20 protein-coding genes and 1 riboswitch are annotated in these 23,747 nt (G+C 67.5%); of the genes, 16 read left to right on the forward strand and 4 right to left on the reverse strand.

Translation table 11 applies throughout. The features are described from left to right. Window positions 1–2: 2 nt before the first annotated feature. The 4 genes from BLT16_RS04155 to BLT16_RS04170 are packed head-to-tail and all read left to right on the forward strand — an operon-like array spanning window position 3 to window position 4,476. The gene (locus BLT16_RS04155; RefSeq protein ID WP_089657252.1) at window positions 3–1,826 is read left to right on the forward strand and encodes a TonB-dependent receptor domain-containing protein; all 1,824 of its coding nucleotides are present in this window, start codon (window positions 3–5) and stop codon (window positions 1,824–1,826) included. Next, complete coding sequence (locus tag BLT16_RS04160; protein WP_089657297.1) at window positions 1,771–2,715, forward strand: cobalamin-binding protein; 945 nt, start codon at window positions 1,771–1,773, stop codon at window positions 2,713–2,715. Before BLT16_RS04155 ends, BLT16_RS04160 begins: the two co-directional genes overlap by 56 nt. 16 nt (window positions 2,716–2,731) lie before the next feature. After that, on the forward strand, window positions 2,732–3,709 hold the full coding sequence (locus BLT16_RS04165) for a FecCD family ABC transporter permease (RefSeq protein WP_089657253.1): 978 nt from the start codon (window positions 2,732–2,734) through the stop codon (window positions 3,707–3,709). Further along, complete coding sequence (locus BLT16_RS04170) at window positions 3,709–4,476, forward strand: ABC transporter ATP-binding protein (RefSeq protein WP_089657254.1); 768 nt, start codon at window positions 3,709–3,711, stop codon at window positions 4,474–4,476. Before BLT16_RS04165 ends, BLT16_RS04170 begins: the two co-directional genes overlap by 1 nt. 4 nt (window positions 4,477–4,480) lie before the next feature. On the opposite strand, the gene BLT16_RS04175 is transcribed toward BLT16_RS04170, so the two are convergent. Genes BLT16_RS04175 through BLT16_RS04185 form a run of 3 tightly spaced genes read right to left on the reverse strand, consistent with a single transcriptional unit; the run spans window position 4,481 to window position 7,178 of the window. Further along, window positions 4,481–5,245: an ABC transporter ATP-binding protein gene (locus tag BLT16_RS04175; protein WP_089657255.1), complete on the reverse strand. Its 765-nt coding sequence runs from the start codon at window positions 5,243–5,245 to the stop codon at window positions 4,481–4,483. After that, window positions 5,242–6,309 (reverse strand): FecCD family ABC transporter permease, encoded by a 1,068-nt coding sequence (locus tag BLT16_RS04180; RefSeq protein WP_089657256.1) that lies wholly within the window; start codon window positions 6,307–6,309, stop codon window positions 5,242–5,244. The genes BLT16_RS04175 and BLT16_RS04180 overlap by 4 nt, the downstream gene beginning before the upstream one ends. Next, entirely contained in the window at window positions 6,306–7,178 is an 873-nt protein-coding gene (locus tag BLT16_RS04185) for an ABC transporter substrate-binding protein (protein ID WP_479691040.1), read from the reverse strand. Before BLT16_RS04185 ends, BLT16_RS04180 begins: the two co-directional genes overlap by 4 nt. A gap of 388 nt (window positions 7,179–7,566) precedes the next feature. Further along, window positions 7,567–7,779, forward strand: a riboswitch (cobalamin riboswitch). A gap of 135 nt (window positions 7,780–7,914) precedes the next feature. On the opposite strand from BLT16_RS04185, the gene BLT16_RS04190 reads away from it, so the two are divergent. The 8 genes from BLT16_RS04190 to cobJ all read left to right on the forward strand — a co-directional run bounded on the left by BLT16_RS04190 (window position 7,915) and on the right by cobJ (window position 19,626). Then, complete coding sequence (locus BLT16_RS04190; protein WP_245701434.1) at window positions 7,915–9,630, forward strand: ATP-binding protein; 1,716 nt, start codon at window positions 7,915–7,917, stop codon at window positions 9,628–9,630. Next, window positions 9,627–11,009, forward strand: coding sequence for a cobyrinic acid a,c-diamide synthase CobB (locus BLT16_RS04195; RefSeq protein ID WP_089657258.1), 1,383 nt, complete (start codon window positions 9,627–9,629; stop codon window positions 11,007–11,009). Before BLT16_RS04190 ends, BLT16_RS04195 begins: the two co-directional genes overlap by 4 nt. Continuing rightward, entirely contained in the window at window positions 11,006–12,106 is a 1,101-nt protein-coding gene (gene cobW, locus BLT16_RS04200) for a cobalamin biosynthesis protein CobW (protein ID WP_089657259.1), read from the forward strand. Before BLT16_RS04195 ends, cobW begins: the two co-directional genes overlap by 4 nt. After that, on the forward strand, window positions 12,106–16,008 hold the full coding sequence (gene cobN / locus BLT16_RS04205) for a cobaltochelatase subunit CobN (RefSeq protein ID WP_089657260.1): 3,903 nt from the start codon (window positions 12,106–12,108) through the stop codon (window positions 16,006–16,008). The genes cobW and cobN overlap by 1 nt, the downstream gene beginning before the upstream one ends. A gap of 224 nt (window positions 16,009–16,232) precedes the next feature. Further along, entirely contained in the window at window positions 16,233–17,333 is a 1,101-nt protein-coding gene (locus tag BLT16_RS04210; protein ID WP_245701436.1) for a cobalamin biosynthesis protein CobG, read from the forward strand. Window positions 17,334–17,480: 147 nt separating this feature from the next. Then, window positions 17,481–18,110 (forward strand): precorrin-8X methylmutase, encoded by a 630-nt coding sequence (locus BLT16_RS04215; RefSeq protein ID WP_089657262.1) that lies wholly within the window; start codon window positions 17,481–17,483, stop codon window positions 18,108–18,110. After that, complete coding sequence (locus BLT16_RS04220; protein WP_089657263.1) at window positions 18,107–18,847, forward strand: precorrin-2 C(20)-methyltransferase; 741 nt, start codon at window positions 18,107–18,109, stop codon at window positions 18,845–18,847. The genes BLT16_RS04215 and BLT16_RS04220 overlap by 4 nt, the downstream gene beginning before the upstream one ends. Next, window positions 18,844–19,626, forward strand: coding sequence for a precorrin-3B C(17)-methyltransferase (gene cobJ, locus BLT16_RS04225; RefSeq protein ID WP_089657264.1), 783 nt, complete (start codon window positions 18,844–18,846; stop codon window positions 19,624–19,626). Before BLT16_RS04220 ends, cobJ begins: the two co-directional genes overlap by 4 nt. Here cobJ and BLT16_RS04230 read toward each other — a convergent pair. Further along, window positions 19,590–20,348, reverse strand: a complete 759-nt coding sequence (locus BLT16_RS04230; RefSeq protein ID WP_089657265.1) for a cobalt-precorrin-6A reductase — start codon at window positions 20,346–20,348, stop codon at window positions 19,590–19,592. The genes cobJ and BLT16_RS04230 overlap by 37 nt on opposite strands. On the opposite strand from BLT16_RS04230, the gene cbiE reads away from it, so the two are divergent. The 4 genes from cbiE to BLT16_RS04250 all read left to right on the forward strand — a co-directional run. After that, complete coding sequence (gene cbiE / locus BLT16_RS04235) at window positions 20,349–21,566, forward strand: precorrin-6y C5,15-methyltransferase (decarboxylating) subunit CbiE (RefSeq protein WP_089657266.1); 1,218 nt, start codon at window positions 20,349–20,351, stop codon at window positions 21,564–21,566. It abuts the gene before it with no gap. A gap of 159 nt (window positions 21,567–21,725) precedes the next feature. Beyond that, a complete protein-coding gene (locus BLT16_RS04240) occupies window positions 21,726–22,184 on the forward strand; it encodes a HEAT repeat domain-containing protein (RefSeq protein ID WP_089657267.1) in 459 nt (152 codons plus the stop codon). Between the two features lie 489 nt (window positions 22,185–22,673). After that, window positions 22,674–23,288 carry an HAD family hydrolase gene (locus BLT16_RS04245; RefSeq protein ID WP_089657268.1) on the forward strand — a complete coding sequence of 205 codons (615 nt, stop codon included), beginning with the start codon at window positions 22,674–22,676 and terminating at the stop codon, window positions 23,286–23,288. 180 nt (window positions 23,289–23,468) lie between these two features. Continuing rightward, window positions 23,469–23,747 (forward strand): transposase (locus BLT16_RS04250; protein WP_143025035.1); only part of this gene is annotated, 279 nt, incomplete at its 3' end.

The following is a 23,747-nucleotide window of genomic DNA, read 5'->3' on the forward strand; positions in this document are numbered from 1 at the left end:
CCATGAACGCTCCACTCTCCTCTCGTGGCCTGGCGGCTTTCGCCCTGGCCGCGCTGCCGCTGGCCGTCCAGGCCCAGAGTTCGCCAGCATCACCGGCCGACGAGCCAAGCGACGCTCAGCAGCTCAACCCGGTGGTGGTGACCGCCGCCCTGGCGCCGCGCACCGCCGACGAAACGCTCTCGTCGGTCAGCGTGCTCGACGAAGCCACCCTGCGCCGCCAGGACCCTACCAGCGTGACCGACCTGCTGCGCGGCCAGCCCGGCGTCGATGTCACCACCAACGGTAGTTTCGGCAAGAACAGCAGTGTCTACCTGCGCGGCACCGGTAACGATCAGAACGTGCTGCTGATCGACGGCATTCGCCTGCGCTCGGCCACCGCCGGTGGTGCAGCATGGCACTATCTCGACCCGCGCATGTTCCAGCGTGCCGAGATCGTGCGCGGCCCGCGCGGCAGCCTGTTCGGTGCCGACGCGGTGGGCGGCGTGGTGCAGCTGTTTACCCACGACGCCGAGGAGGGCGGTCCGCACCCGCGTATTTCTGCCGGCGGCGGTTCCTTCAACACCCAGCGCTACAGTGCCGGCTTCTCCGGCAGTGAGGGCGGCACCCGCTACAGCTTCGCCGGCAGTCATTTCAGTACCGACGGCACGCCGGTGCGCCGTGGCGGTGACGACAAGGGCTACGACAACACGACGGCACTGGCGCGGATGTCGCATACCTTCGGCGACGGTAGCGAGGTCGGCGTGCTGGCGCTGCGCGCCCGCGGCAGCAACGAGTTCGACGGCGGCGAGAGCGATTTCGTCCAGCAGGTTGCCGGGGTCTACACCGAGTTGCCGATCACCGCGCAGTGGACCAGCCGGCTGACGCTCAGCGAGGCGCGTGATGAGCTGGATTCCCTCGACGATTTCGGCGACTCCATCATCGATACCCGTACTCAGACGCTGCGCTGGCAGAATACCCTCGATCTCGGCATGCACGAGCTGATCGCCGGGGCCGAGTACAGCGAAGACAGGGTGTCGGGCAGCAACGACTATGCCGTCGATAGCCGCGACAACGTTGCGGTGTTTGCACAGGGGCTGCTGGACTTCGCGCCCTTTGCGGTACAGGCCAGCCTGCGCTACGACGATAACCAGGCCTACGGCGAAGAAGTCACCGGCGGTCTGGCGCTGGGTTACGATCTCGATGACCGGCATACGCTGCGGGCAAGCTATGGCACGGCCTTCAAGGCGCCGAGTTTCAATGACCTCTACTTCCCGGGCTTCGGCAATCCCGACCTGGAGGCAGAGACATCCGAGACGGTCGAGCTCGGGGTTCGCGGTCAGTATGCGCGTTGGTTCTGGGATTCGGCGCTGTATCAGACCGATATCGATAACCTGATCGCCGGCCAGCGCGGCGAGCTGACCACGAATATTCCCACCACGCGTATCCGTGGCATCGAGCTTTCCGCCGGGGCCGAGCTCGACGACTGGACGCTGGCGGCGGCGCTGACCTACAGCGATCCCGAAAATCGCGCTACCGGCAAGCGCATCCAGCGGCGCGCCTCCCAGAGCCTGCGCCTAGACGCTGACCGCGAATTGGGTGACTGGTCGCTGGGCGGCTCGTGGATCGTGCAGAACCATCGCTACAACGATGCCGAGAATGAAGAGCGGATTGGCGGCTACGGGCTGGTCAACCTGCGTGCCGGCTGGCAATTTGCTCCGCTATGGTCGGCACGCCTGACCGTGGAGAATGCGCTTGATAAGGACTACGTCACGACACGCTTCTTCGATGGCGATGACTATCTCAGCGCCGGACGTGCGGCGTTCGTCAGTGTGCACTTTGGCCACTAGACCGATACTCGGCCGGCTTGCCGGGCTGGCGTTGGGGCTCCTACCGTGGTGGGGGAGCGCCCACGCAGAGCCCGTCTGCGTGGTCGATGACCGCGACCGCGAGGTGTGCCTGGAGGCGCCTGCCAGCCGCATTGCCGCGCTCTCGCCCGGCGCCACCGAGCTGATCTGGGCCGCCGGTGCCGGCGACCGGGTGGTCGCCGTGGTGGCCTATAGCGACTACCCCCCAGAGGCCCGGCAAGTGACCTCGGTGGGCAGCCATACCCGTGTCGATCTGGAGACCTTGGTCTATCTCGAGCCGGACCTGGTGATCGGTTGGATCACCGGCAATCCCCCCGAGCAGCTCGAGACCATCGAGCAGCTCGGGCTGCCGGTGTTCTATATCGAGCCGCGCAGCATCGAAAGCGTGGCCACGACCATCGAGCGCCTGGCGCGTTTGGCAGGCAGCGAGGCCGAGGGCGATGAGGTGGCCGCGGCGTTTCGCACCGGCATGCGTGCGCTAGCCGCCGAGTACGCCGACGCCGAGCCGGTAGCGACCTTTTATCAGGTCTGGGATGAGCCGCTGATGAGCGTCAACGATGAGCACCTGATCGGCGAAGTGGTCCAGCTGTGCGGAGGCGTCAATGTGTTCGGCGAGCTCTCGCGGCTGGTGCCGCGCATCGACGATGAAGCCGTGCTGGCCGCCGATCCGGAGGCGATCATCGCTGGCGGCATGGGCGAGGAGAACCGCCACTGGCTGACCCACTGGCAGCAGTATCCCGGCCTTACCGCGGTGGCGCGTGACAACCTGTTCTTCGTGCCGCCGTCGCTGATTCAGCGCCCCACGCCGCGCCTGCTCGAGGGCAGTCGTATCCTGTGCGAAAAGCTCGAGGTGGCGCGTGGCCGCCGCTGAGCCGGGTGCGCGGCCAATGCTGGCGAGCCGCGGCATGTGGCTACCGCTGGCAGTGCTGGCGCTGGCCGGGGTTGTTGCGCTGGGCATGTCGCTTGCCGTGGGCAGTGCCAGCGTGACGCCGGAGGCGCTATGGGCAGTACTGCGCGGCGAGGGCGACGCTCTGTCGCGCACGCTGGTCCTCGAGCTGCGCCTGCCACGTGCGCTGTCGGCCTTCGCGGTAGGTGGGCTGCTTGCCGTGGCTGGCGCCCTGATGCAGGTGCTGCTGCGCAACCCGCTGGCCGACCCCTATGTGCTGGGGCTCTCAGGCGGTGCCGCGGTGGGGGCACTGGCGGCGATGCTGGCGGGGCTGGGCGGGGCGGTGATCAGCGGCTCGGCGTTTGCCGGTGCCTTTCTCTCCACGCTGCTGGTGTTCGGCCTGGCCCACGGCACCGGCAGCTGGACGCCGTCCCGCCTGCTGCTTACCGGGGTGGTGGTCGCCGCAGGGTGGGGCGCGGTGATCACCCTGATGCTAGCGCTGAGCCCGTCGGATCGTCTGCCCAGCATGCTCTACTGGCTGATGGGCGATCTCTCCTACTCGCGCTCCCCCTGGCCGCCGCTGACGCTGCTGCTGGGCATCTGCCTGCTGCTGATACCCCTGGGGCGCAGCCTCAACGTGATGGCCCGCGGCCCATTGCAGGCGGCAGCTCTGGGCGTCAACGTGCGTCCGCTGGAGTGGACGATCTATGTTGTGGCCAGCGTGCTCACCGCCAGCGCGGTGACCACGGCCGGCAGCATCGGCTTCGTCGGCCTGGTAGTGCCGCATATGCTGCGCCTGGTGCTCGGCAACGACCAGCGTTTGATTTTGCCGGCCTGTGCCCTGGCCGGCGGTACCCTGCTGGTGCTTGCCGATACCTTCGCGCGCACCATGATCGCCCCGGAGCAGCTGCCGGTCGGCGTGATCACCGCGCTGCTAGGCGTGCCCACCTTCCTCTACCTGCTCTACCGGAGCCGCTGATGAACCGCCTCGAGATTCGCGAGCTGGTGATCGACGTGCCGGGCCGCCGCGACGGCCGGGCGCTGACGCTTAGCGTCGAGCCGGGGCAGGTGTGGGGCGTGCTCGGCCCCAACGGCGCCGGCAAGACCACCCTGCTGCATACCCTGGCCGGGCTGCGCGGGCCGCGGGCAGGCCAGGTGCTGATCGACGGTCGCCCGCTGGCGGCGCTGGGGCGCCGCCAGGTGGCACGCACCCTGGGCCTGGTGTTCCAGGACCGCCACGATGGCTTTCCGGCCACGGTGCGTGAGACCGCGCTGATCGGTCGCCATCCGTGGCTCTCGGCGTGGCAGATGGAGGGCGGCGAGGACCTGCGCCTGGCCGAGGCGGCGCTCGAACGCCTCGACGCCGCGCACCTCGCCGAGCGGCTGGTCAGCACGCTCTCGGGGGGCGAACGCCAGCGCCTGGCGATTGCCACGGTGCTGACCCAGGCGCCGCGGCTGTGGCTCGCCGACGAACCCACCAACCATCTCGATCTCCACCACCAAACCGCGGTGATGGCGCTGCTCGCCGAGCAGGCCGGCGAGGGGCGTGCGGTGATGATGTGCCTGCACGACCTCAACCTGGCGGCGCGCTGGTGTGACCATCTGCTGCTGCTCTATCCAGATGGCGAAGCGTGCTGGGGCCCGCGGGAGTCGATGCTGGAGATCAGCGCACTGGAGCGGCTCTACGGCCAGCGCCTCGCCAGCGCCGAGATCGACGGCGCGGCGGTGTTCGTGCCGGTGAGGTGAGCCCTTAGAGGGCGTTGCGAAAGCGCATCACCGGACGCCGATCGGCGGGGTCGACAAGGAAATCCACCTGCACGCCGAAGGTGCGATAGAGCCGCTCGGCGCTGAGTACCTGCTCGGGTTCGCCGAGGTCGACCAGCCGGCCACCGTCCATCACGCCGATACGATCGCAGCCCATGGCCTGATTGAGGTCATGCAGGGCGATGACCACGGTGACCGGTAGCTGCCTGACCAGCTGCAGGATCGACAGCTGGTGACGAATATCGAGGTGGTTGGTGGGCTCGTCGAGCAGCAGGATCCTGGGCTGCTGGGCCAGGGCGCGGGCGATATGCACCCGCTGACGCTCACCGCCGGAGAGTGTATGCCAGAGCCGCTCCGCCAGATGGGCCATGCCGACGTCATGCAACGCCCGGGAGACGATGGCGTCGTCATGCTCGGACCACGGCTGCAGCGCCGTGAGGAAGGGCGTGCGCCCCAGCGCCACTGCCTCGCGTACCACGATGCGATCGAGGGTCTCGGCCTGCTGCTCGACGAAGGCGATGGTGCGCGCGATATCGCGCTGGGGCATGGCGTACATCGGGTGGTCGTCGATCAGCACGCGCCCGCGCTTGGGCTTGCGCAGCCCGGCCAGCACCCTCAGCAGGGTCGTCTTGCCCGAGCCGTTGGGGCCGATCAGGCCGAAGGTCTCGCCGGGTTCCACCGCCAGGCTGACGCCGTCGAGCAGCCGATGGCCATGCACTGTCCAGTCGATATGATCTGCCGAGAGCCTCATCGTACCCTGCTCCCCCGAATGAGAATTACCGCGAAGGCCGGTGCCCCGACCAGCGCGGTGACCACCCCGATCGGCAGCACCTGCCCTGGTACGATGATCCGCGAGATGATGTCCGCGCCGATCAGGAAGACCGCACCCGCCAGCGCCGAGGCGGGCACCAGCCGGGTGTGGCGGCTACCGACGATAAAGCGCATGGCGTGGGGAATCACCAGCCCCACGAAACCGATGGCGCCGACCATGGAGACCATCACTGCGGTCACCAGGGCCATGCTGGCAATCAGCATGCCGCGTACCCGGCGTACAGGAATCCCCAGCGAGGCGGCGCTGTCGGCACCGAAGGTGAAGGCATCCAGCGCTCGGCGATGCCAAAGACAGACCAGCAAACCGGCGAAGGCCGCAGGCAGCCCCAGCCTGACATCGTCCCAGCGTACCCCGGAGAGGTTGCCCATCAGCCAGAACATGATGCCCCGCGCCTGCTCGGCGCTCGCCGACCTGGCGATGATAAAGGCGGTCAGGGCATTGAACAGTTGCGAGCCGGCGATCCCCGCCAGAATGATGGCGCCTGCGGCCTGGGTACCGCGGCCGCCGCCGGTACCGCTGCCGGCGGCATGCGCCAGCAGCACCACTAGGCCGAAGGCTAGCCCCGCGCCGGCGAAGGCGCCCAGCGAGAGGGTCACTGCGCCGGCACCGAGCCCGGCGATGGTCACCGCCACGGCACCGGTGGAGGCGCCGGCGGAAATGCCCATCAGGAAGGGGTCGGCGAGTGGATTGCGCAGCAGCGCCTGCAACACGACCCCGGCCAGCGCCAGTCCAGCGCCGCAGCAGCCGGCGAGGATCGCGCGGCTGAGGCGGTAGTTCCAGACGATCCCGGCATCGATCCGGTCGACGGCATAGCCCGCCCCCCACAGCTGGTTGGCCAGCACCTTGAAAATGGTATCCATCGGGATCGAGGTTTCGCCGATGGAAGTGCCCGCCATTACTGCCATGAAAAGGACCAACGGCGTCAGCCATGCCCAGTGCCAGTGAAGGCGCAAAGGCGGGTTTGATGCCAGGGTGAGACTCATGGTTCGAAGGAGAGCGTCGACAAGGATTCGGAGAGCGCTTCGAGACCGAATATCGTGCGTAGGGTAGCGCTCATGGCGTGGGCATCCATCTCGATGATGCGCCCCTCTCTCACCGCCGACATTTCGCGAGCAACGGGATCATTGTGCAGAAATTCCAGCTTGTTCTCGATGTCGTCGGCAGGAAAACGGCGGCGGTCCATATGCGCCACGACGATGATATCGGGATCGGCGCGGGCGATAGACTCCCAACCAACGTTGGGCCACTCTTCGTCGGATTGAATCACGTTATCGATGCCCAATGCGTCCATCATATAGCCCGGTGCGCCGAGCCGGCCGGCGACATAAGGATCGGCCGACTGATCGGGTGAAGAGAACCAGAACACCGCCGACAGGTCCTGCGGTAGCTCGAGGGCTTCGGCCTGGGCGATGGCATTGGCTTCGCGGGCTGCCAGATCCGCCACCAGCGCTTCCCCGGCCTCCTGCACATCGAAGATGGCGGCCAGCTCGGTGATCCCCTTGTAGACATGCTCGGGAGAAAAGGCGTCGATACGGGTGCCGTCACCGCCGGTAGTGTTGTCCTTGGTGTCGCAGTCGGCCGGCATGATGTAGGTGGCGATGCCCAGCTCATGGAACTGGTCGCGACTCGCCACGCTGCCGGTGGGGCCAACGTGCCACTCATACTGTGCGGCCACCAGCTCGGGGCGCTTGTTGACCACCGACTCGAAGCTCGGGTCGTTATCGGCGAGACGCTCGATATTGGCATCGACCTCGCTGAACTCGGGTAGTACCGGATTGAACCACACTGATGTGCCAGAAACGCGGTCGGATAGCCCCAGTGCATAGAGCGTTTCGGTGGCCGATTGTCCCATCGTTACCGTGCTATCCGGAGCCGATTCGAAACGAATGTCCATGCCGCAGTTGGTTATCTCGAGTGGGTATTCCGTGCTATTGGCCACGGCAAATGACGTAGGGAAAAGCGCGAGTAATACCAGTAGTGATCGCGAGTCTTTCATCATGTTATTTCCGAATGGCAGGGGGCGGTGGCCAATCTGACCTTGGTGGTCGGCGATCATAGCACTGCATTTTCCATTTGGAAGCCTCGATTGGCCGCCGCCAGGGTTGGGTTAAAATGATATGTTATATCATAACTTTTAATGGAGGGATATCTAGCCACCCGCTGGCAGGAGAGGCGCTTGGGGTCACGGCAGGTGGCGTCGAGCGGCCAAATTGCGCCTGCTGCAGCAATTGCTTTAGGATGGCACGACTGAAGATAGGTGCCCCCTATGGGGGGATAATCGGGAAGTATGGTGAGGCCATCCGGCCAATTCCATCGCTGCCCCCGCAACGGTAATGAGTGAGTCGCCTGCGAAGACCACTAGCCTCCAAGGCCGGGAAGGTGCAGGCAATGGCGTGATGCAGTGAATCGCGTCCTCCTCGAGCCCGGAGACCGGCCTGTTATTTCATTCATCCAGTGACGGTGCGGTGGGCACCGGGGATAGCGTGTGTGATCTCTTTTCTGATCGCCGGCGGGTCACCCGTCGGCGCATGCGGTGGTTCGACCGGTGCGCGGCCAATCTCCCTGGCGAGCGCCAGGCGAGCACCGCTGTGAGTGACTTTCCCTTCGTCGCGGTTGTCGGCCAGCAGGCCCTCAAGACCGCCTTGCTGCTCAACGCCATCGATCCGCGTATCGGGGGCGTGCTGATCAGCGGGCCGCGGGGCAGCGCCAAGTCGACCCTGGCGCGGGCGCTGGCGGCGCTGCTGCCCGCCACCGCCGAGGGGCAGCGGCCGCCGTTCGTTACCCTGCCGCTGGGTGCCAGCGAAGAGCGCCTGACCGGCAGCCTGGACCTGCAGCGGGTACTCACCGAGCGCGAGGCGACCTTTCAGCCGGGGCTGCTGGCCAAGGCGCACGGCGGCGTGCTCTACGTCGACGAGGTCAACCTGCTGCCGGATCCGCTGGTCGACCTGCTGCTCGACGTGTCTGCCAGCGGCACCAATGTCGTCGAGCGCGACGGCATCAGCCACGCCCATCCCGCCCGTTTCAGCCTGATCGGCACCATGAACCCCGACGAGGGCGAGCTGCGCCCGCAGCTACTCGACCGCTTCGGCCTGTGCCTCGAGCAGCAGGCGGCGCTGAGCGTGCAGGAGCGGGTCGCCATCGTGCAGCAGCGCGAGGCCTTCGATCGCGACCCCCAAGGCTATCTGGCACACCACGCCGAGGCTCAGGCCGCGCTGACCCAGCGTATCCGGCGCGCCCAGTCGGCGCTGCGGGAGATCGTCAGCGACGAGTGGGTTTACGAGCATATCGCCCAGGGCTGCCAGCAGGCCGGTGTCGAGGGGCTGCGGGCCGATGTGACCTGGCATCGTGCGGCCCAGGCCCACGCCGCCTGGCGCGGCGCGACTCGCGTGGCGCAGCAGGATCTGGATGTCGTCGCGCCCTGGGTGCTGGCCCATCGCCGCACCCAGCAGGCGGAGCCCCCCCCGCCACCGGCGGCGGCAGGCGCGCCGCCACCCGCCGCTGGCTCGGGCAGTGCTGCCGGCCAGTCACCTGGTGCCGGTCAGCCCCCGCAGGCTCAGGGGCAGTGGGGCGCCATGCCGCCCGTGGCCCAGCCCAGCGTTAGCGTGCCGTCTATGACGCTGCCGGCGCCCGACGCCCAGGCGCCCAGGCTGGCTTCAAGGTCCCACGCCACCTCGGCCAGGCGCCGCGGGCAGCAGCCGGGCCAGCGTCGCGGGCACCGCGACGCGCCACGCCCGGACTGGTTTGCCACCCTGGCCGCCAACCGCGGCCACTGGCCTTGGCGGCAGCTGCGCTATGCCAAGGCGCGCAGCGGTCAGCCGGTACTGCACCTGGTGCTGCTCGATACCTCCGCCTCGACCCTCGGCGAGCAGCGGCTGGGGCGCGCCAAGGGCGTGGTCGAGCGGGTCGCCCGCCAGGCCTATGCCGCCCGCGAGCAACTGGCGGTGCTGGGCTTTGGCAGCGACGGCGTCACCCCGATCCTGCCGCGTCGCAGAGCTCCCAAGGCGCTGCTCGCACGGCTCGATGCGGTGGGCGGCGGCGGCGGCACGCCGATACGCCAAGCGCTCCTGCGCGCGGTGCGGCTGATCCGCCAGTGGCGGCAGCAGCAGTCGGGCCTGCAGGTGTGCACCTATCTGATCACCGACGGCCGCACTCGCCAGCCCCTGGCCGGCCTGCCGTCGCTTGGGGAGTGCCTGGTGGTGGATACCGAACAGGCGGCGGTCAAGCGCGGCCGGGGCGCGCAGATCGCCCGCCAGCTGGGCGCCCGCTACCTGACCTTGCCAGCGGCCGGAGGCCCACGCCGATGAGTACGCCCACTACGGCGGCGCATGCCGCCTGTCCCGCGCTGTTTATCGCCGCCCCGTCCTCCGGGCAGGGCAAGACCACGGTGACCGCGGCGCTGGCCCGGCTGCTGCGCAAGCGGGGCAAGGTGGTGCGGGTGTTCAAGACCGGCCCCGATTACCTGGACCCGCAGATCCTGGCCCAGGCCTCGGGCCAGCCGGTGGATCAGCTCGATCTGTGGATGGCCGGCGAGGCCTACTGCCGCCAGCGCCTGTTCGAGGCCGCCCAGCAGGCCGACCTGATCCTGGTGGAGGGCGCCATGGGGCTGTTCGATGGCGAACCCTCGAGTGCCGACCTGGCGGCGCTGTTCGATCTGCCGCTGGTCGTCGTCATGGACGTCAAGGGGATGGCCCAGACCGCGGCGGCGCTGGTGGCCGGCCTGGCGGGCTTCCGCGCGGATATCCGCATCGCCGGCCTGATCGCCAACGCCTGCGCCTCGGCGCGCCACCGGGAGTTGATCGAGGGGGCGTTGCCTGCCGAGATTCCGCTGCTGGCCGCAGTGGCGCGGGATCCCGCCCTGGCGCTGCCGGAACGTCATCTGGGGCTGGTCCAGGCGGCGGAGATCCGCGACGAGCTCGAGGCCCGCTTCGAGGCCGGCGCCGCCGCGCTCGACGCCGAGGGGCTGGCGGAGGCGCTGCTGTCGCTGCCGCCGGTCAGCTTCGCCGCGGTGCCGGGTACCGCCGTGGCGATACCGGCCGCGCTCCAGGGGCAGACCATCGGCGTGGCCCGGGACGCCGCCTTCAGCTTTATCTACCAGGCCAACCTCGACCTGCTGGCGGAAATGGGGGCGACGCTGCGCTTCTTCTCGCCGCTGAGCGATACCCAGCTGCCGTGCTGCGATGCGCTGTGGCTGCCCGGTGGCTACCCGGAGCTTCACGCCGCGCAGCTGGCAGCGAATGCTCCGCTGCGTGACGATATCCAGGCCTTCTTCGCCAGCGGCAAGCCGATCCTCGCCGAGTGTGGCGGCCTGCTCTACTGCCTCGAGACCCTCACCGATGGCGACGAGCGGACCTACGCCATGCTCGGCCTGCTGCCCGGCCACGGTGCCATGCGCGGGCGGCGTGGCTGCCAGGGCATGCAGACCGCCGAGCTGCCGGAGGGACCGGTTCGCGCCCACGCCCATCACCGCTCGCTGGCCACCGATACCCCGGCGCCGATCGCCCACGGGCGGCGTCAGCGCCATCCCGCCCCGGGCGAGGCGATCTATCGCCAGGGCGGCTTGACGGCGACCTATCTGCATCTGTTCTTCCCCGACAATCCCGCCGCGGTGGCCCGGCTGTTTGCGCCGGCTGGCACGCCTTGCAACGCGACTCATACCCGTTCCCTGGAGGACACCCACGGATGAACCTGAACAAGATCCCCGCCACGGTGGTGACCGGCTTTCTGGGCAGCGGCAAGACCACGCTGCTGGCAGGCATGCTGCGCCAGGTGACCCGCAAGCGCATCGCCGTGATCATCAACGAGTTCGGTGAGCAGGATATCGACTCCAGCCTGCTGCGCGGCTGTGCCCTCGACTGTGACGACGGCGACGACACCCCCGTGGAGGTCGAAGACGGCATCTATGAGCTGGCCAACGGCTGCATCTGCTGCACCGTGGAGGAAGAGTTCCTGCCGGTGATGAAACAGCTGGTGGCTCGCCGCGACGATATCGACCATATCCTCATCGAGACCAGCGGCCTGGCGCTGCCCAAGCCGCTGGTCCAGGCGTTCAACTGGCCGGAGGTGCGTCAGCACTGCACCGTGGATGCCATCATCACCGTGGTCGACGGCCCGGCGGTGGCCGCCGGCCGCTACGCCAGCGACATCGACAAGGTGGAGGCCCAGCGCCGTGCCGACGACTCCCTCGACCACGACCCCAGCCTGCGCGAACTGCTCGACGACCAGCTGAGCGCCGCCGACCTGGTGCTGGTCACCAAGACCGACCTGCTCGCGCCGGGCGACCGCGAGCGGGTGGAGACGCTGGTGCGGGCGCGGGTTCCGGCGTCGGTCAAGACGCTCTTCATCGACCAGAGCCTGGCCAGCGACAAGGCCCAGCTGGAGGCCCTGATGGGTATAGGGGCGGCCAGCGAGGCGCATATCGACGCCATCGACAACCACCACGATCGCCACCATGCCGAGGGCGCGCACCACGACCACGCCCACGACAACTTCGACTCCTGCGTGATCCGTCTCGGTGAGGTGGATGGCGAGGCCCTGACCGCGCGGCTCCAGGCGCTGCTGCAGCGCCATGAGATCTACCGCGCCAAGGGCTTCGCGGCGCTGCCGGGCAAGCCCATGCGGCGGGTGATCCAGGCCGTGGGGGAGCGTCAGGAGGGCTACTTCGACCGCCTGTGGCGAGCCGGCGAAGCGCGCCAGACCCAGCTGGTCATCATCGGCAAGGGGCTGGATAGCGCGGCCCTGCATGCCGCCCTGGCAGACGCCGAGATCGCCACGGCGCGCTGATGCACCTGTTCGCCGCCAAGCCGGGGGGCTTCGTCGACGATGAGGGCATCGTCGACCTGCAGCAGAGCCCCGGCGAGATCGTCATCCTGTCCGCCGCCGACAGCAGCCTGTCGGCGCTGGCCCAGGCGGTCGAGCGGCTGGACGCGAGCGCAGCCGGCGGCTATCCCACGCTGCGGCTGGCCAACTGGATGAACCTGGTCAAGCCCGCCGCCTACGACCTCTACGAGGACCGCGTACTGGACCAGGCGCGCCTGGTGATCGTCTCGCTGCTGGGCGGCAGCGCCTACTGGCGCTACGGTTTCGAGCGCCTGCTGGCCTGGGCCGCCGCCGACCAGCGGCGCCAGCTGATCCTGGTGCCGGGCTGCGATGCCCCGGACGACGACCTGCTGGAGGCCTCGAGCGTCCCCGTTGCCCTGGCCCACCGGGTGTGGCGCTACCTGCGTGAGGGCGGCGTGGACAATGCCGAGCAGCTGCTGCGCTGCGTCGGCAGCGAATGCCTGGGGCTGGACCTGGCCTGGCAGGCGCCCAAGGCGCTGCCCGCGGCGCTGCTCTACGACCCGCGCAGCGCCGGGCAACAGGAGGCGACCCGGAGAGATAGGGTACAAACGTCACGAGCGACTGGCGCAGTAGTTTGTGAGCGCCCGGCTTGCCTGCTGCTCTTCTACCGCAGCCACCTTCAGGGCGCCAACACCGCGGTGCTGGACGGCATGATCGAGGCGCTGCGCGACCAGGGGCTGGCGCCGCTGGCGGTGGCGGTAGCGTCGCTCAAGGACGAGGCCTGCGTGGCCTTTGTCAATCACCTGATCGAGCAGACCGGGGCCATGCTGGTGATCAATACCACCAGTTTCTCGGTCAACCGCAACCCGGATGAGCAGGAGCACCTGGGCGACGAGGTCTCCCACGGGCGATGCGAAGGGCTGTTCGTCGGGCAGCCGGTGATCCTGCAGGCGATCCTGGCCAGCTGCACCGCCGAGGACTGGCAGGCGATGCCCGGCGGCCTACCCAGCCGCGACGTGGCGATGCAGGTGGTACTGCCGGAGATGGATGGGCGCATCATGTCCCGGGCGGTGGGCTTCAAGAGCGAGGCTCACTATAGCGAGCGCTGCCAACTGGCGGTGATCCGCCACGCCCTGCATCCCGAGCGCGCCGCCTTCGTCGCGGAGCTGGCGCGGCGCTACTGCGATCTGCGCCTGACCGCCAACGCCGACAAGCGCCTGGCGCTGGTGCTGGCCAACTACCCCAATCGCGACGGTCGCATCGGCAACGGCGTCGGCCTGGATACGCCGGCCTCGACGCTGGCGATCCTGCGCGCGCTAGCCGCGGCGGGCTACCCGGTGGATCAGCTGCCGGAGGATGGCGACGCGCTGATCCGCCAGCTGCAGCAGAGCGTGACCAACGAGCGACGGGGCCTGACGCAGCGTGGCTGCTGGCAGAGCATCGCCGTCGACGACTACCTGGCCTGGTTTCGGACCCTGCCGGCGCCGCTTCAACAAGCGGTGTGGACGCGCTGGGGGGCGCCCGAGCAGGACCCCAAGTGCCGCCAGGGCCGGCTGATGATCGCCGGGATCCGCCTCGGCGAGACCTTCGTCGGCATTCAGCCGGAGCGCGCCCTGGTCGAAGAGGGGCAGGTCGACGACCTCACCCAGAGCTACCACGACACCGCCCTGGTGCCGCCCCACAGCTACCTGGCGTTCTACCTCTGGCTGCGCGAGCACTACCGGGTGGATGCCGTGATCCACGTCGGCAAGCACGGCAATCTCGAGTGGCTGCCGGGCAAGAGCACCGCGCTCTCCGCCGAGTGCTGGCCGGAGATCGCCCTGGGGCCGCTGCCGCATTTCTATCCCTTCATCGTCAACGACCCCGGCGAAGGGGCCCAGGCCAAGCGGCGTAGCCAGGCGGTGATCATCGATCACCTGATGCCGCCGCTGGCCCGCGCCGAGCTCTACGGCGCCATGGCCGAGCTGGAAGCGCTGACCGACGAGTACTATCAAGCGCTGGGCATGGACCCGCGGCGCGAGTCACTGCTGCGCGAACGGATCATTGGCCACCTGCGCGACACCGGCATCGACCGCGAGCTGGCGCAGAGCGGCAAGGGCAGCGACGCCGAGCAGGGCAGCGCTGACGAGCGCCTGCTCAATGAGCTCGACACCTTCCTGTGCGATATCAAGGAGGCGCAGATTCGCCACGGCCTGCACGTGCTGGGCAGCCTGCCGCCGCGGGACAAGCTGGCCGCGACCCTGGTCGCCATCCTGCGTCTGCCGAGGGGCGAAAAGCCGGATCAACGCGGCCTGCTGCACAACCTGGCGGACGATCTCGGGCTGCGCGGTGCGCACGGCGACTTCGATCCGCTGATGGCCGAGGTCGCACCGTGGCACGGACCGCGGCCCCAGGCCCTGGCCGAGCTGGATGCTTCCCCCTGGCGTACCACCGCCGACACCCGCGAGCGCCTCGAGCTGCTCGCCCAGCGGCTGGTGGAGACACATATCCTGGAGGAGGGCTGCCTGACCACCCTGGCCCGGGACTATCCGGCCACCGCCGAGCAGTGCCAGTTTGGCCGCGAGCGACTGTGGCGCGACATGCAGCAGGGCGCCGCCATGGAGATCCAGTCGCTGCTCGACGGCCTCGCGGGTCGCTTCGTACCGCCCGGGCCGAGCGGCGCGCCCAGCCGCGGCCGCCTGGATGTGCTGCCCACCGGGCGCAACTTCTTCAGCGTCGACAACCGGGCGATTCCGTCTCCCGCGGCCTGGACGCTGGGCGAGGCGTCGGCCCAGGCGTTCATCGAGCGCTACCTGCAGGATCACGGCGACTACCCGCGGCGGCTGGGGCTGTCGATCTGGGGCACCGCCACCATGCGTACCGGCGGCGACGACATCGCCCAGGCCTTCGCCCTGATGGGCGTGCGGCCGCGCTGGTCGCTGGGCTCGCAGCGGGTGATCGATATCGAGGTGATTCCCGCCATGCTGTTGGGGCGGCCGCGGGTCGACGTCACCCTGCGCGTCTCCGGCTTCTTCCGCGACGCCTTCCCCAATGTCATCCGCCTGTTCGACCGCGCGGTGCAGGCGGTGGCCGAATACGCCGAGCCGGGGGACGCCAATACCATTCGTACCTCGGTGCAGGCCCGCCAGCGGGAGCTCGAAGGCCAGGGCCTCGCCGCGGATGCCGCCGCTCGCGAGGCCGGCTACCGGATCTTCGGCAGCAAGCCCGGCGAGTACGGCGCCGGCCTGAACCGCATGATCGACAGCCGCGCCTGGGAGAGCGCCGACGACCTGGCCGAGGCCTACCTGGCGGCTGGCGCCTACGCCTACGGCCAGTTTCCGGCGTCCGGCACCGCTGCCCGGGGCGCCTTCGAACGCCAGCTCGAAGGCCTGGACGCGGTGATGCACAACCAGGACAACCGCGAGCACGATATCCTCGACTCCAACGGCTACTACGAATTCCAGGGCGGCATGGCCAACGCCAGCCGCTCGCTGGCCGGGCAGGCGCCGGCCATCTACCACGCCGATCACGCCAACCCGGCGCAGCCGCGGATGCGCACCCTCAAGGAGGAGCTGGCGCGGGTGATTCGCTCGCGGGTGCTCAATCCCAAGTGGATAGACGCGATGCGCGAGCACGGCTACAAGGGCGCCTCGGAGATGGCGGCGACGGTGGACTACCTGTTCGCCTATGACGCCACCACCGACCTGGTGGCCGACTACCAGTATGCCCAGGTGAGCGAGGCGCTGGTGCTGGATGACGCTAACCAGGCGTTCCTGCGCCAGCACAACCCGGCGGCGCTGGAGGAGATGGCCGAGCGGCTGCTGGAAGCCGTGCAGCGCGGCCTGTGGCGGGAACCCGGCGAGCAGGGAACGGCCCTGCAGGACTTGCTGCTCGAGTTCGACGAAACCCGGGAGCTAGCGCCATGACGACCGACAAGCGTGACATGCCGGCCAATGGGTCTGAGCCGCGTCTTAGAGGGTGTTTACAAATGTCACGAGCGACGTCCAGGCAAGGCGAAATCAGCCGAGAAAGCGGAGTTTACTGGGTGTTAAATGAGCATTTTGAGGCTGATTTCAACGCCGCATGGCCTAGCGCAGTAGTTTGTAAACACCCTCTGATCAGGGGCTGGTGCCCCGGCGCCTGGCGACCCATGGCCACCGGCGACGGCCTGCTGGTACGGGTGCGCCCGCGGCTGGGGCGGCTCACCCGGGGCCAGTTGCTGGCGCTGTGCGCCGCGGCCGAGACCTTCGGCAGCGGCCTGATCGAACTCACCAGCCGCGCCAACCTGCAGCTGCGGGGCGTATCGGACGCCACTTGGCCGGGGCTGATGGACGTTCTCGTCGAGCAGGGGCTGGCCGACCCGGACCGCGAGAGGGAGCGCCGCCCGCAACGGCTGCTGGCCCCCGATTGGCGGGCGGGCGACGCCACCCACGCGGCGGCCTGCCTGCTGGAGGCCCGCCTCAATGAACTGCCGGCGCTGCCGGACAAGCTGGGTATCGCCATCGATGCCGGGCCGGCGCCGCTACTGGGTGAGGTGTCGGCGGATTTTCGTATCGAGCGTTCGGCGGAAGGGGGCTTGCTCGTCCGTGCCGACGGGCGGGCGTTGGGCACCCCGGTGGATTCGCCCGCCGCCGCCGTCGAGGCGCTGATTCGGCTGGCGCACTGGTTCGTCGAGAGCGGCGGGCGCGAGGCCGGGCGGATGCGCCGGCACCCGGCACCGCTGCCAGCCTGGATGCCGCCAGTGGCAGCCCCCGCCGAGCCTGGTGCGCGGCTGGCCCTGGGTGAGCATCACCGCGGCCGGGTGGTTGGCCTGCCGTTCGGGCGGGCGTCAGCCGCGGCGCTGCGGGCCGTCGTTGAACAGGACGCTGTCAGCGCGGTTAGGGTCACGCCTTGGCGGCGCTTGCTGTTGGAGGGCGAAGGCGTAAGCATCGCGCCAATCGCCGGTCTGCTGGACGATGAGCGCGATCCGCGCCTGGTCATGCAGGCGTGCCCGGGCGCCCCCCACTGCGAACAGGCCAGCGTCGAGACCCTGGCACTGGCCGAGCGCCTCAGCGGCCGGGTGGCGGGCAGCGTGCATGTCTCCGGCTGCGCCAAGGGCTGCGCCTGCCAGCAACCGACCGACCTGTGCCTGACCGGGCGCAACGGGCGCTACGATCTGATCACAAGCGGTCGCGCCGACGCGGCGCCGATTGCCAGCGGCCTGACTGAATCTGAGGTGCTAGAACTGGTTTCAAGGCGGAGGGCGAGATGAGCGCCGGGGACAAGGCGGAGCGAGGGTCTTTTGCCATGGAAGGCAAAAGTAGCGCCCAGGGATGGGTTCACAGCGCCCTCGCGCAGGCTTGTTCCCGGCAAAGCCCCCGGTTAAGAAAAACGCTGATGGTGTATCTGGAGAAAACGAATGCCTCACGTCTATGAAACGGATGGCCCGGCGATCTACCGGGAATCCTTTTCCATTATCCGGCGCGAGGCCGAACTGGCGCGCTTCGCGCCGGAGGAGGAGCCGGTGGCCGTGCGCATGATCCATGCCGCCGGGCTGGTGGAGCTCGCCGCACATATTCACTTTCGCGGCGATGCGGTGAACCGCGCCCGGGCGGCGCTGGAGAGCGGGGCACCGGTACTGTGCGACGCACGCATGGTCTCCGAGGGCATTACCCGCAAGCGCCTGCCGGCAGACAACCCGGTGATCTGCACCCTGCACGACGAGCGGGTCCACGACCTCGCCCGCGAGCTGGGCAACACCCGCTCGGCGGCGGCGCTGGAGCTGTGGCGACCGCACCTGGAGGGCGCGGTGGTGGCGATCGGCAACGCACCCACCGCGCTGTTTCATCTCCTCAACATGCTGGAAGACCCCGCCTGCCCGCGGCCGGCGGCGATCATCGGCTGCCCGGTGGGCTTCGTGGGCGCCGCGGAATCCAAGCAGGCGCTATGGGAGAGCAGTGAGGTGCCCTGCTGCATCGTGCGCGGGCGACTCGGCGGCAGCGCGGTGACGGTGGCCGCCCTCAATGCCATGGCGGATCGCAGCGAATGACCCACGAGCGCAGCACACCGGGCACCATTCACGGCGTTGGCCTCGGACCCGGCAGCCAGGACCTGATGAGCGTGCGCGCGGATCGGCTGATCCGCGGCGCCTCACACGTCGCCTATTTTCGCAAGAAGGGCCGCACCGGGCATGCCCGGCGCATCGTCGACGGCATGCTCGCGTCTGATGCCATCGAGCTGCCCATGGAGTACCCGGTCACCACCGAGATCCCCTTCGACGACCCCCGCTACAATGCACTGCTCGCGGCCTTCTATGAGCGCAGCGTCGCGCAGCTGTGCGAGATCGCCGAGGCGGGCCGCGATGTGGTGGTGCTGTGCGAAGGCGACCCGTTCTTCTACGGCTCCTTCATGCACCTCTATACCCGCCTTCAGGGGCGGGTGCCGGTGGCGGTGGTGCCCGGTATCACCGGCATGTCTGCCGCCTGGACCGCCACCGGGCAACCGGTGACCTGGGGCGACGACATCCTCACCGTGCTGATGGGCACCCTGCCGGAGGCGACGCTGAGCGAGCGCATCGCCGAGACCGACGCCCTGGTGGTGATGAAGATCGGCCGCCACCTGGACAAGCTGCGCCGGGCGCTGGCCAGCAGCGGCCGCGAAGACGAGGCCTGGTTGATCGAGTACGCCGCCATGCCACAGCAGCGCATACGGCCCTTCCGTGAGGTCGACGAGAGCGTGCCCTATTTCTCGATCGTGGTGATCCACGGCAACGGGAGGCGGCCATGACAGCCAAGCGCAACGCCGGTTGGTTAAAGGTGGTCGGCCTGGGGCCGGGAGCAGAGGCGCTGATCACCCCGGAAGTCTCCGCCGTCCTGAGTGAGGCCACCGATGCGGTGGGCTACCTGCCCTATGTGGAGCGGGTGCCCCCACGGGCGGGGCTCACGCGCCACGGCTCGGACAACCGCGAAGAGATACGCCGCGCCGAGCAGGCGCTGCAGCTGGCCGCCGACGGGCATCGGGTGGTGGTGGTCTCATCCGGCGATCCCGGGGTGTTCGCCATGGCCGCGGCGCTGTTCGAAGCGCTGGAAGCGGGTGAGCCGGCATGGCGCGGGCTGGATATCCAGGTGCTGCCGGGCATCTCCGCCATGCTGGCCGCCAGTGCGCGGCTGGGGGCGCCGCTGGGGCATGACTTCTGCTGTATCAACCTCTCCGACAACCTCAAGCCCTGGGCGCTGATCGAGCGGCGCCTGCGGCTGGCCGCCGAGGCCGACTTCGCCATGGCCTTCTACAACCCCCGCTCTAGGGCGCGGCCGGAAGGCTTTGAGCGAGCGCTCGAGGTGTTGCGCGAGACCTGCGGCCCAGCGCGCCTGATCATGTTTGCCCGGGCCGTCTCCACCCCGCAGGAGTCGCTAAGCGTTACGACCCTTGGCCAGGCCCAGCCGGCGATGGCCGATATGCGCACCCTGGTGATGGTGGGCTCCAGCCAGACGCGGCTGATCGAACGCACCGCCGAGGGCGCGCCCTGGGTCTATACGCCGCGCTCGGTGTCAGGGGCGGATGTATGACAAAGCCAGGAGAGAACCGCCTCGACGGCGTGGACTTCCTGACGCGAGGGCAGCGCCGGCCGCTCGATCATTACCACCGGCAGGCCCAACCGGCGGGCCGCGGAGAGCTTGGCGATGGCGCCAGCGCCGCCGGCGTTCTTGCACACCACCCGCTCGATGCCATGTTCCCGAAGCAGTGCCAGGTCGCCGTCCAGTGTGAAGGGGCCGCGCTCGAGGATCACCCGGTGATGGGGCAGGGGTGGTGGAACCGCTGGAGCATCGACCAGCCGCAGCAGATAGTGGTGCTGGGGCTGGGCGGCGAAGGCGGCGAGCTGCTGGCGGCCGATGGCCAGCAGGATACGCTCGGCTGGGCCGGACAGCGCCTCCACCGCCGCCTCGACGCCGGCGACCCGCTGCCAGCGGTCGCCGGCCTGGGGTTGCCAGGGCGGGCGAGTCAGGGCGAGGCAAGGGATGCCGCTGCGCTGCGCCGCGGCGATGGCGTGGCAGCTCATCTGCTCGGCGAAGGGATGGGTGGCGTCGACCAGATGCGTGATGCGATTATCTGCCACAAAGGCCGTCAGGCCCTCCACGCCGCCGAAGCCGCCAACCCGAGTCGGCAGCGGCTGCGTCTTGGGGATCGCCACCCGGCCGGCATAGCTGAACAGGGCAGGGATCCCGCGCTCGGCCAGGGCAGCCGCCAGGGCACTGGCTTCGCTGGTGCCCCCTAGAATCAGGACGTTCATATGATAGACGACGACGCTCCCTGGCTGACGCTACTTGGCTGGGGGGAAGGTGGCACAGAAGGGCTAACCGCGGCAAGCCGCCAGGCGCTGGAGGCCGCCGAACTGGTATTCGGTGCGCGGCGCCACCTGCGCTTGCTGCCGCCGCTGGCCGCCGAGGTGCGTGAGTGGCCGGTGCCCTTCGCCGACGGCATCCCCCAGCTGCTGGCCGAGCGCGGACGGCGGGTGGTGATGCTGGTCTCCGGCGACCCCTTCTGGTTCGGCGCGGGCGCTAGCCTGGCGCGCCGGCTTAGCGACCATGAGTGGCGGGCGATACCCGCGCCCTCCACGTTCAGCCTGGCGGCCTCCCGCCTGGGCTGGCCGCTGCAGGAGTGCACCTGCCTGGGCCTGCATGCCCAGCCGCTGACCCGCATCCGGCCCTACCTGCAGCGCGGCCAGCGGCTGCTGGTGCTGCTGCGCGACGGTGAGGCAGTGGCCGAACTGGCGGGCCTGCTGGGTCGCTTTGGCTTCGCTGAGACCCGCTTGCATCTGCTCGAAGTGCTGGGCGGAGACCGCGAGCGGGTTCGTAGCGTGCAAGCCGATGCCCGCCTGCCGGAGGATATTGCCCATCCGGTTGCGGTCGGCCTGGACGTGGCCGGTGACGGCCCGGCCCTGCCGCTGACCCCCGGCCTGCCGGATGCGCTGTTCGAACACGATGGCCAGATTACCAAGCAAGTGGTACGCGCCATCACCCTGGCGGCCCTGGCCCCGAGGGCGGGGGAGCGGCTGTGGGATATCGGTACCGGCTCGGGCTCCGTGGCCATAGAGTGGCTGCTGGCCCACCCTGACAACCGTGCCGTGGCCGTCGAGCGTGACGCTGAGCGCGCGGCCCGGGCGCGCCGCAATGCCGACAACCTCGGCGTCGACTGGCTCGAGGTCGTAGAAGGCAGCGCCCCCGACGTACTCCATGAACCGGCGCTGAGTGGCCAGCCTCCCGATGCGGTCTTTATCGGCGGTGGGCTATCGCAACCCCTGTTGGAGACGCTGTGGCAGCGCCTGCCTGCCGGCGCTCGCCTAGTGGCCAATGCGGTGACCCTGGAGTCCGAAGCGCTGCTGGCCCAATGGCAGCATCAGGCCGGCGGCGAGCTGCTGCGCCTCGAGCTGGCCGCCGCCGTGCCCCTCGGCGGCCGGCGGGGCTGGAAAGCCAGCTACCCCATCGTGCAGTGGCGGGTGACGCGGTGATCGCGCGATGGCACCGCCACATCCATGAACGGCATCTATCGCGCAGGGCTGGCGTATCATGGTGTCGTGCGGACACTATTGTTATGACTTCGCCCATGCCGCAGGCATATTCGAGACCCTAGATGCCGCTATCGAGTGGATAATGACCGAGTACCGTTTATGTCGCCCGTAACGAAGGGCATCTGCATTGTGATGATGGCGTGGCTGGTGGCAGGCTGCGCCAATACTGAGCCACGACCGGTATCGGCTAAGGATGAGCCGCCCACCGAGCAGGCCGCGGCAGTGGCCTACTACGTCGCAAAGCTGCCGGATCGCGATTACGTAGAGACCTACGGCGATGCCGACAATCCTCGGCCCTGGTACACCGCCGCCGAAGCCCTCGGCGAAATAGGCAAGCCGGCCATCCCGGCGCTGGTCGAGCGGCTCGATAGTGATGATGGCTACGAGCTAATGCTTGCGCTCTACGCCATGATGTTGGCCTCCCAAGACCCCACCTTGCAAACCGAGACAGGCGGCGACTTCCTGCGCCTCGGCACGGTGCTGAGTGAAGACACGAACCCCGCCAATCGCCGGCTGGCACTGGCGTGGTGGCTGCGTTACCGGCATCTCTGGCCGTAACCCTCGCAACACCCATCCCGCTAGATCATAGGAAAGTGTGAGGTGCGTTTACAGCAGGTTTATCACCCATGCGAGCGATGTCGCGAATGAGCGACTACAGTGTAAGGCAGTGAAAATATACAAGCCGCCACAGCGAGGGTAGGGGATATGCTAAACACCGCCGCTAATCAGCAGCTCAGCCGTTGGCATCCAGCTCGCGCCGTTGGCCAATACCCTTCCCGCTGTGTCTCCACCCAAGCACGTGTAGGAGCGACTTTAGTCGCGATGGGGGCGCGACCAGCAACCATCTCAGAAAAGCAGCCAACACGTTCATCGGTATTATGCAGTAGGCACGTTGATTGGTGTTATGCTGCCTAGCTATACTTAATATTCCTATATTTCAGTGAGTTAGATGACAAGAGATATGCTATATAACATTGTTGAACGTGCAGGCGCATTCATTCAATATCAGAGCGTGCTATCTAATACCTGTTATAAGGCTTGGGCTGCATGAGTATAAAAGCTGTTGTATTTGATTTAGATGGTGTCTACTTCGAAAGTGGAACCGATAACTTCGCGGCTTCTTTGAGGCGAGTTTATGGTTTGACACAGCGTCAAATTGAAGATATATACCTCAACAGCGAAGAGATGAAAAGATTAAAGCGTGGTGAAATCACCAGCCGTTATTTCTGGGAATTTGCAATCCAGAAATGGAATGTGGAAGCGACACAAAGCGAACTCATAGCCATGATGCTTTCGGGATATGATGTTAGAGAAGAAACACGGCGATATGTTGAAAACCTGAGGGAGTCAGGTATTAAGACTGCAATTTGCACGAATAATTTTAGCGATCGAATAGAAGGTCTAAAGGAAAAATTTAATCTGGATCAGCACTTTGATAGCATTGTGGTTTCTTGCGAAATAGGTGCTGCCAAACCATGCGCTCAAATTTTCAATCACCTTGCAGATGAGCTAAACTTGAGCCCGAATGAAATTGTAATGAGTGATGATAAAGAGTCAAACGTTGTTGCTTTGCAAGAGCTTGGTTTCGAGGCTTTTTTATATGAAGACTGGGAAGGCTTTGTCGACAATATAAACAAATTTATAGGGCCAAACCTAGCGTAAGAAATGGAAACTGAGCAGGCGGCAAAGACTTATAACCAGTGCAGGCACGGCGACGCCCTTTCCATTGCGCCTTCGGCTCCATTCCAAGTGCGCGCGTGCTGCAAGCGTTGTGGCTGTAGAAAAAGCCCACAGCCCACGCCGTTTTGGTAGGATCGGGAAAACAGCCTAGGAGTGGTCAGCATGCCCCGCTTCAAGCCCTACAACCATGATCAGAACGCCATGGTGGTGATCAACTACCAGGACCAGCTGCAGCCCGGCACCTTTGAGCACGCCGTGCACTATCTGATCGAACACAAGCTGGACCTGTCGGTTTTCCATCCCCAATACCGCAACCACGATACGGGTCGGCTTGCCTATGCCCCCGCCATCCTGCTGAAAATCATCTTGTTCGCCTACTCCAAGGGGATCACCTCCAGCCGCGAGATGCAATGGTGCTGTGAAACCAACATCATCTTCAAG

This window comes from Franzmannia pantelleriensis (assembly GCF_900102875.1).
Classification (GTDB): domain Bacteria; phylum Pseudomonadota; class Gammaproteobacteria; order Pseudomonadales; family Halomonadaceae; genus Franzmannia; species Franzmannia pantelleriensis.

What these genes read in the sequence shown, in the direction of transcription:
- BLT16_RS04155 (WP_089657252.1), top strand. Translation starts at nt 3, where the DNA reads ATGAACGCTCCACTCTCCTCTCGTGGCCTGGCGGCTTTCGCCCTGGCC.
- BLT16_RS04160 (WP_089657297.1), top strand. Translation starts at nt 1,771, where the DNA reads ATGACTATCTCAGCGCCGGACGTGCGGCGTTCGTCAGTGTGCACTTTG.
- BLT16_RS04165 (WP_089657253.1), top strand. Translation starts at nt 2,732, where the DNA reads ATGCTGGCGAGCCGCGGCATGTGGCTACCGCTGGCAGTGCTGGCGCTG.
- BLT16_RS04170 (WP_089657254.1), top strand. Translation starts at nt 3,709, where the DNA reads ATGAACCGCCTCGAGATTCGCGAGCTGGTGATCGACGTGCCGGGCCGC.
- BLT16_RS04175 (WP_089657255.1), bottom strand. Translation starts at nt 5,245, where the DNA reads ATGAGGCTCTCGGCAGATCATATCGACTGGACAGTGCATGGCCATCGG.
- BLT16_RS04180 (WP_089657256.1), bottom strand. Translation starts at nt 6,309, where the DNA reads ATGAGTCTCACCCTGGCATCAAACCCGCCTTTGCGCCTTCACTGGCAC.
- BLT16_RS04185 (WP_479691040.1), bottom strand. Translation starts at nt 7,178, where the DNA reads ATGGGACAATCGGCCACCGAAACGCTCTATGCACTGGGGCTATCCGAC.
- BLT16_RS04195 (WP_089657258.1), top strand. Translation starts at nt 9,627, where the DNA reads ATGAGTACGCCCACTACGGCGGCGCATGCCGCCTGTCCCGCGCTGTTT.
- cobW (WP_089657259.1), top strand. Translation starts at nt 11,006, where the DNA reads ATGAACCTGAACAAGATCCCCGCCACGGTGGTGACCGGCTTTCTGGGC.
- cobN (WP_089657260.1), top strand. Translation starts at nt 12,106, where the DNA reads ATGCACCTGTTCGCCGCCAAGCCGGGGGGCTTCGTCGACGATGAGGGC.
- BLT16_RS04210 (WP_245701436.1), top strand. Translation starts at nt 16,233, where the DNA reads ATGGCCACCGGCGACGGCCTGCTGGTACGGGTGCGCCCGCGGCTGGGG.
- BLT16_RS04215 (WP_089657262.1), top strand. Translation starts at nt 17,481, where the DNA reads ATGCCTCACGTCTATGAAACGGATGGCCCGGCGATCTACCGGGAATCC.
- BLT16_RS04220 (WP_089657263.1), top strand. Translation starts at nt 18,107, where the DNA reads ATGACCCACGAGCGCAGCACACCGGGCACCATTCACGGCGTTGGCCTC.
- cobJ (WP_089657264.1), top strand. Translation starts at nt 18,844, where the DNA reads ATGACAGCCAAGCGCAACGCCGGTTGGTTAAAGGTGGTCGGCCTGGGG.
- BLT16_RS04230 (WP_089657265.1), bottom strand. Translation starts at nt 20,348, where the DNA reads ATGAACGTCCTGATTCTAGGGGGCACCAGCGAAGCCAGTGCCCTGGCG.
- cbiE (WP_089657266.1), top strand. Translation starts at nt 20,349, where the DNA reads ATGATAGACGACGACGCTCCCTGGCTGACGCTACTTGGCTGGGGGGAA.
- BLT16_RS04240 (WP_089657267.1), top strand. Translation starts at nt 21,726, where the DNA reads ATGTCGCCCGTAACGAAGGGCATCTGCATTGTGATGATGGCGTGGCTG.
- BLT16_RS04245 (WP_089657268.1), top strand. Translation starts at nt 22,674, where the DNA reads ATGAGTATAAAAGCTGTTGTATTTGATTTAGATGGTGTCTACTTCGAA.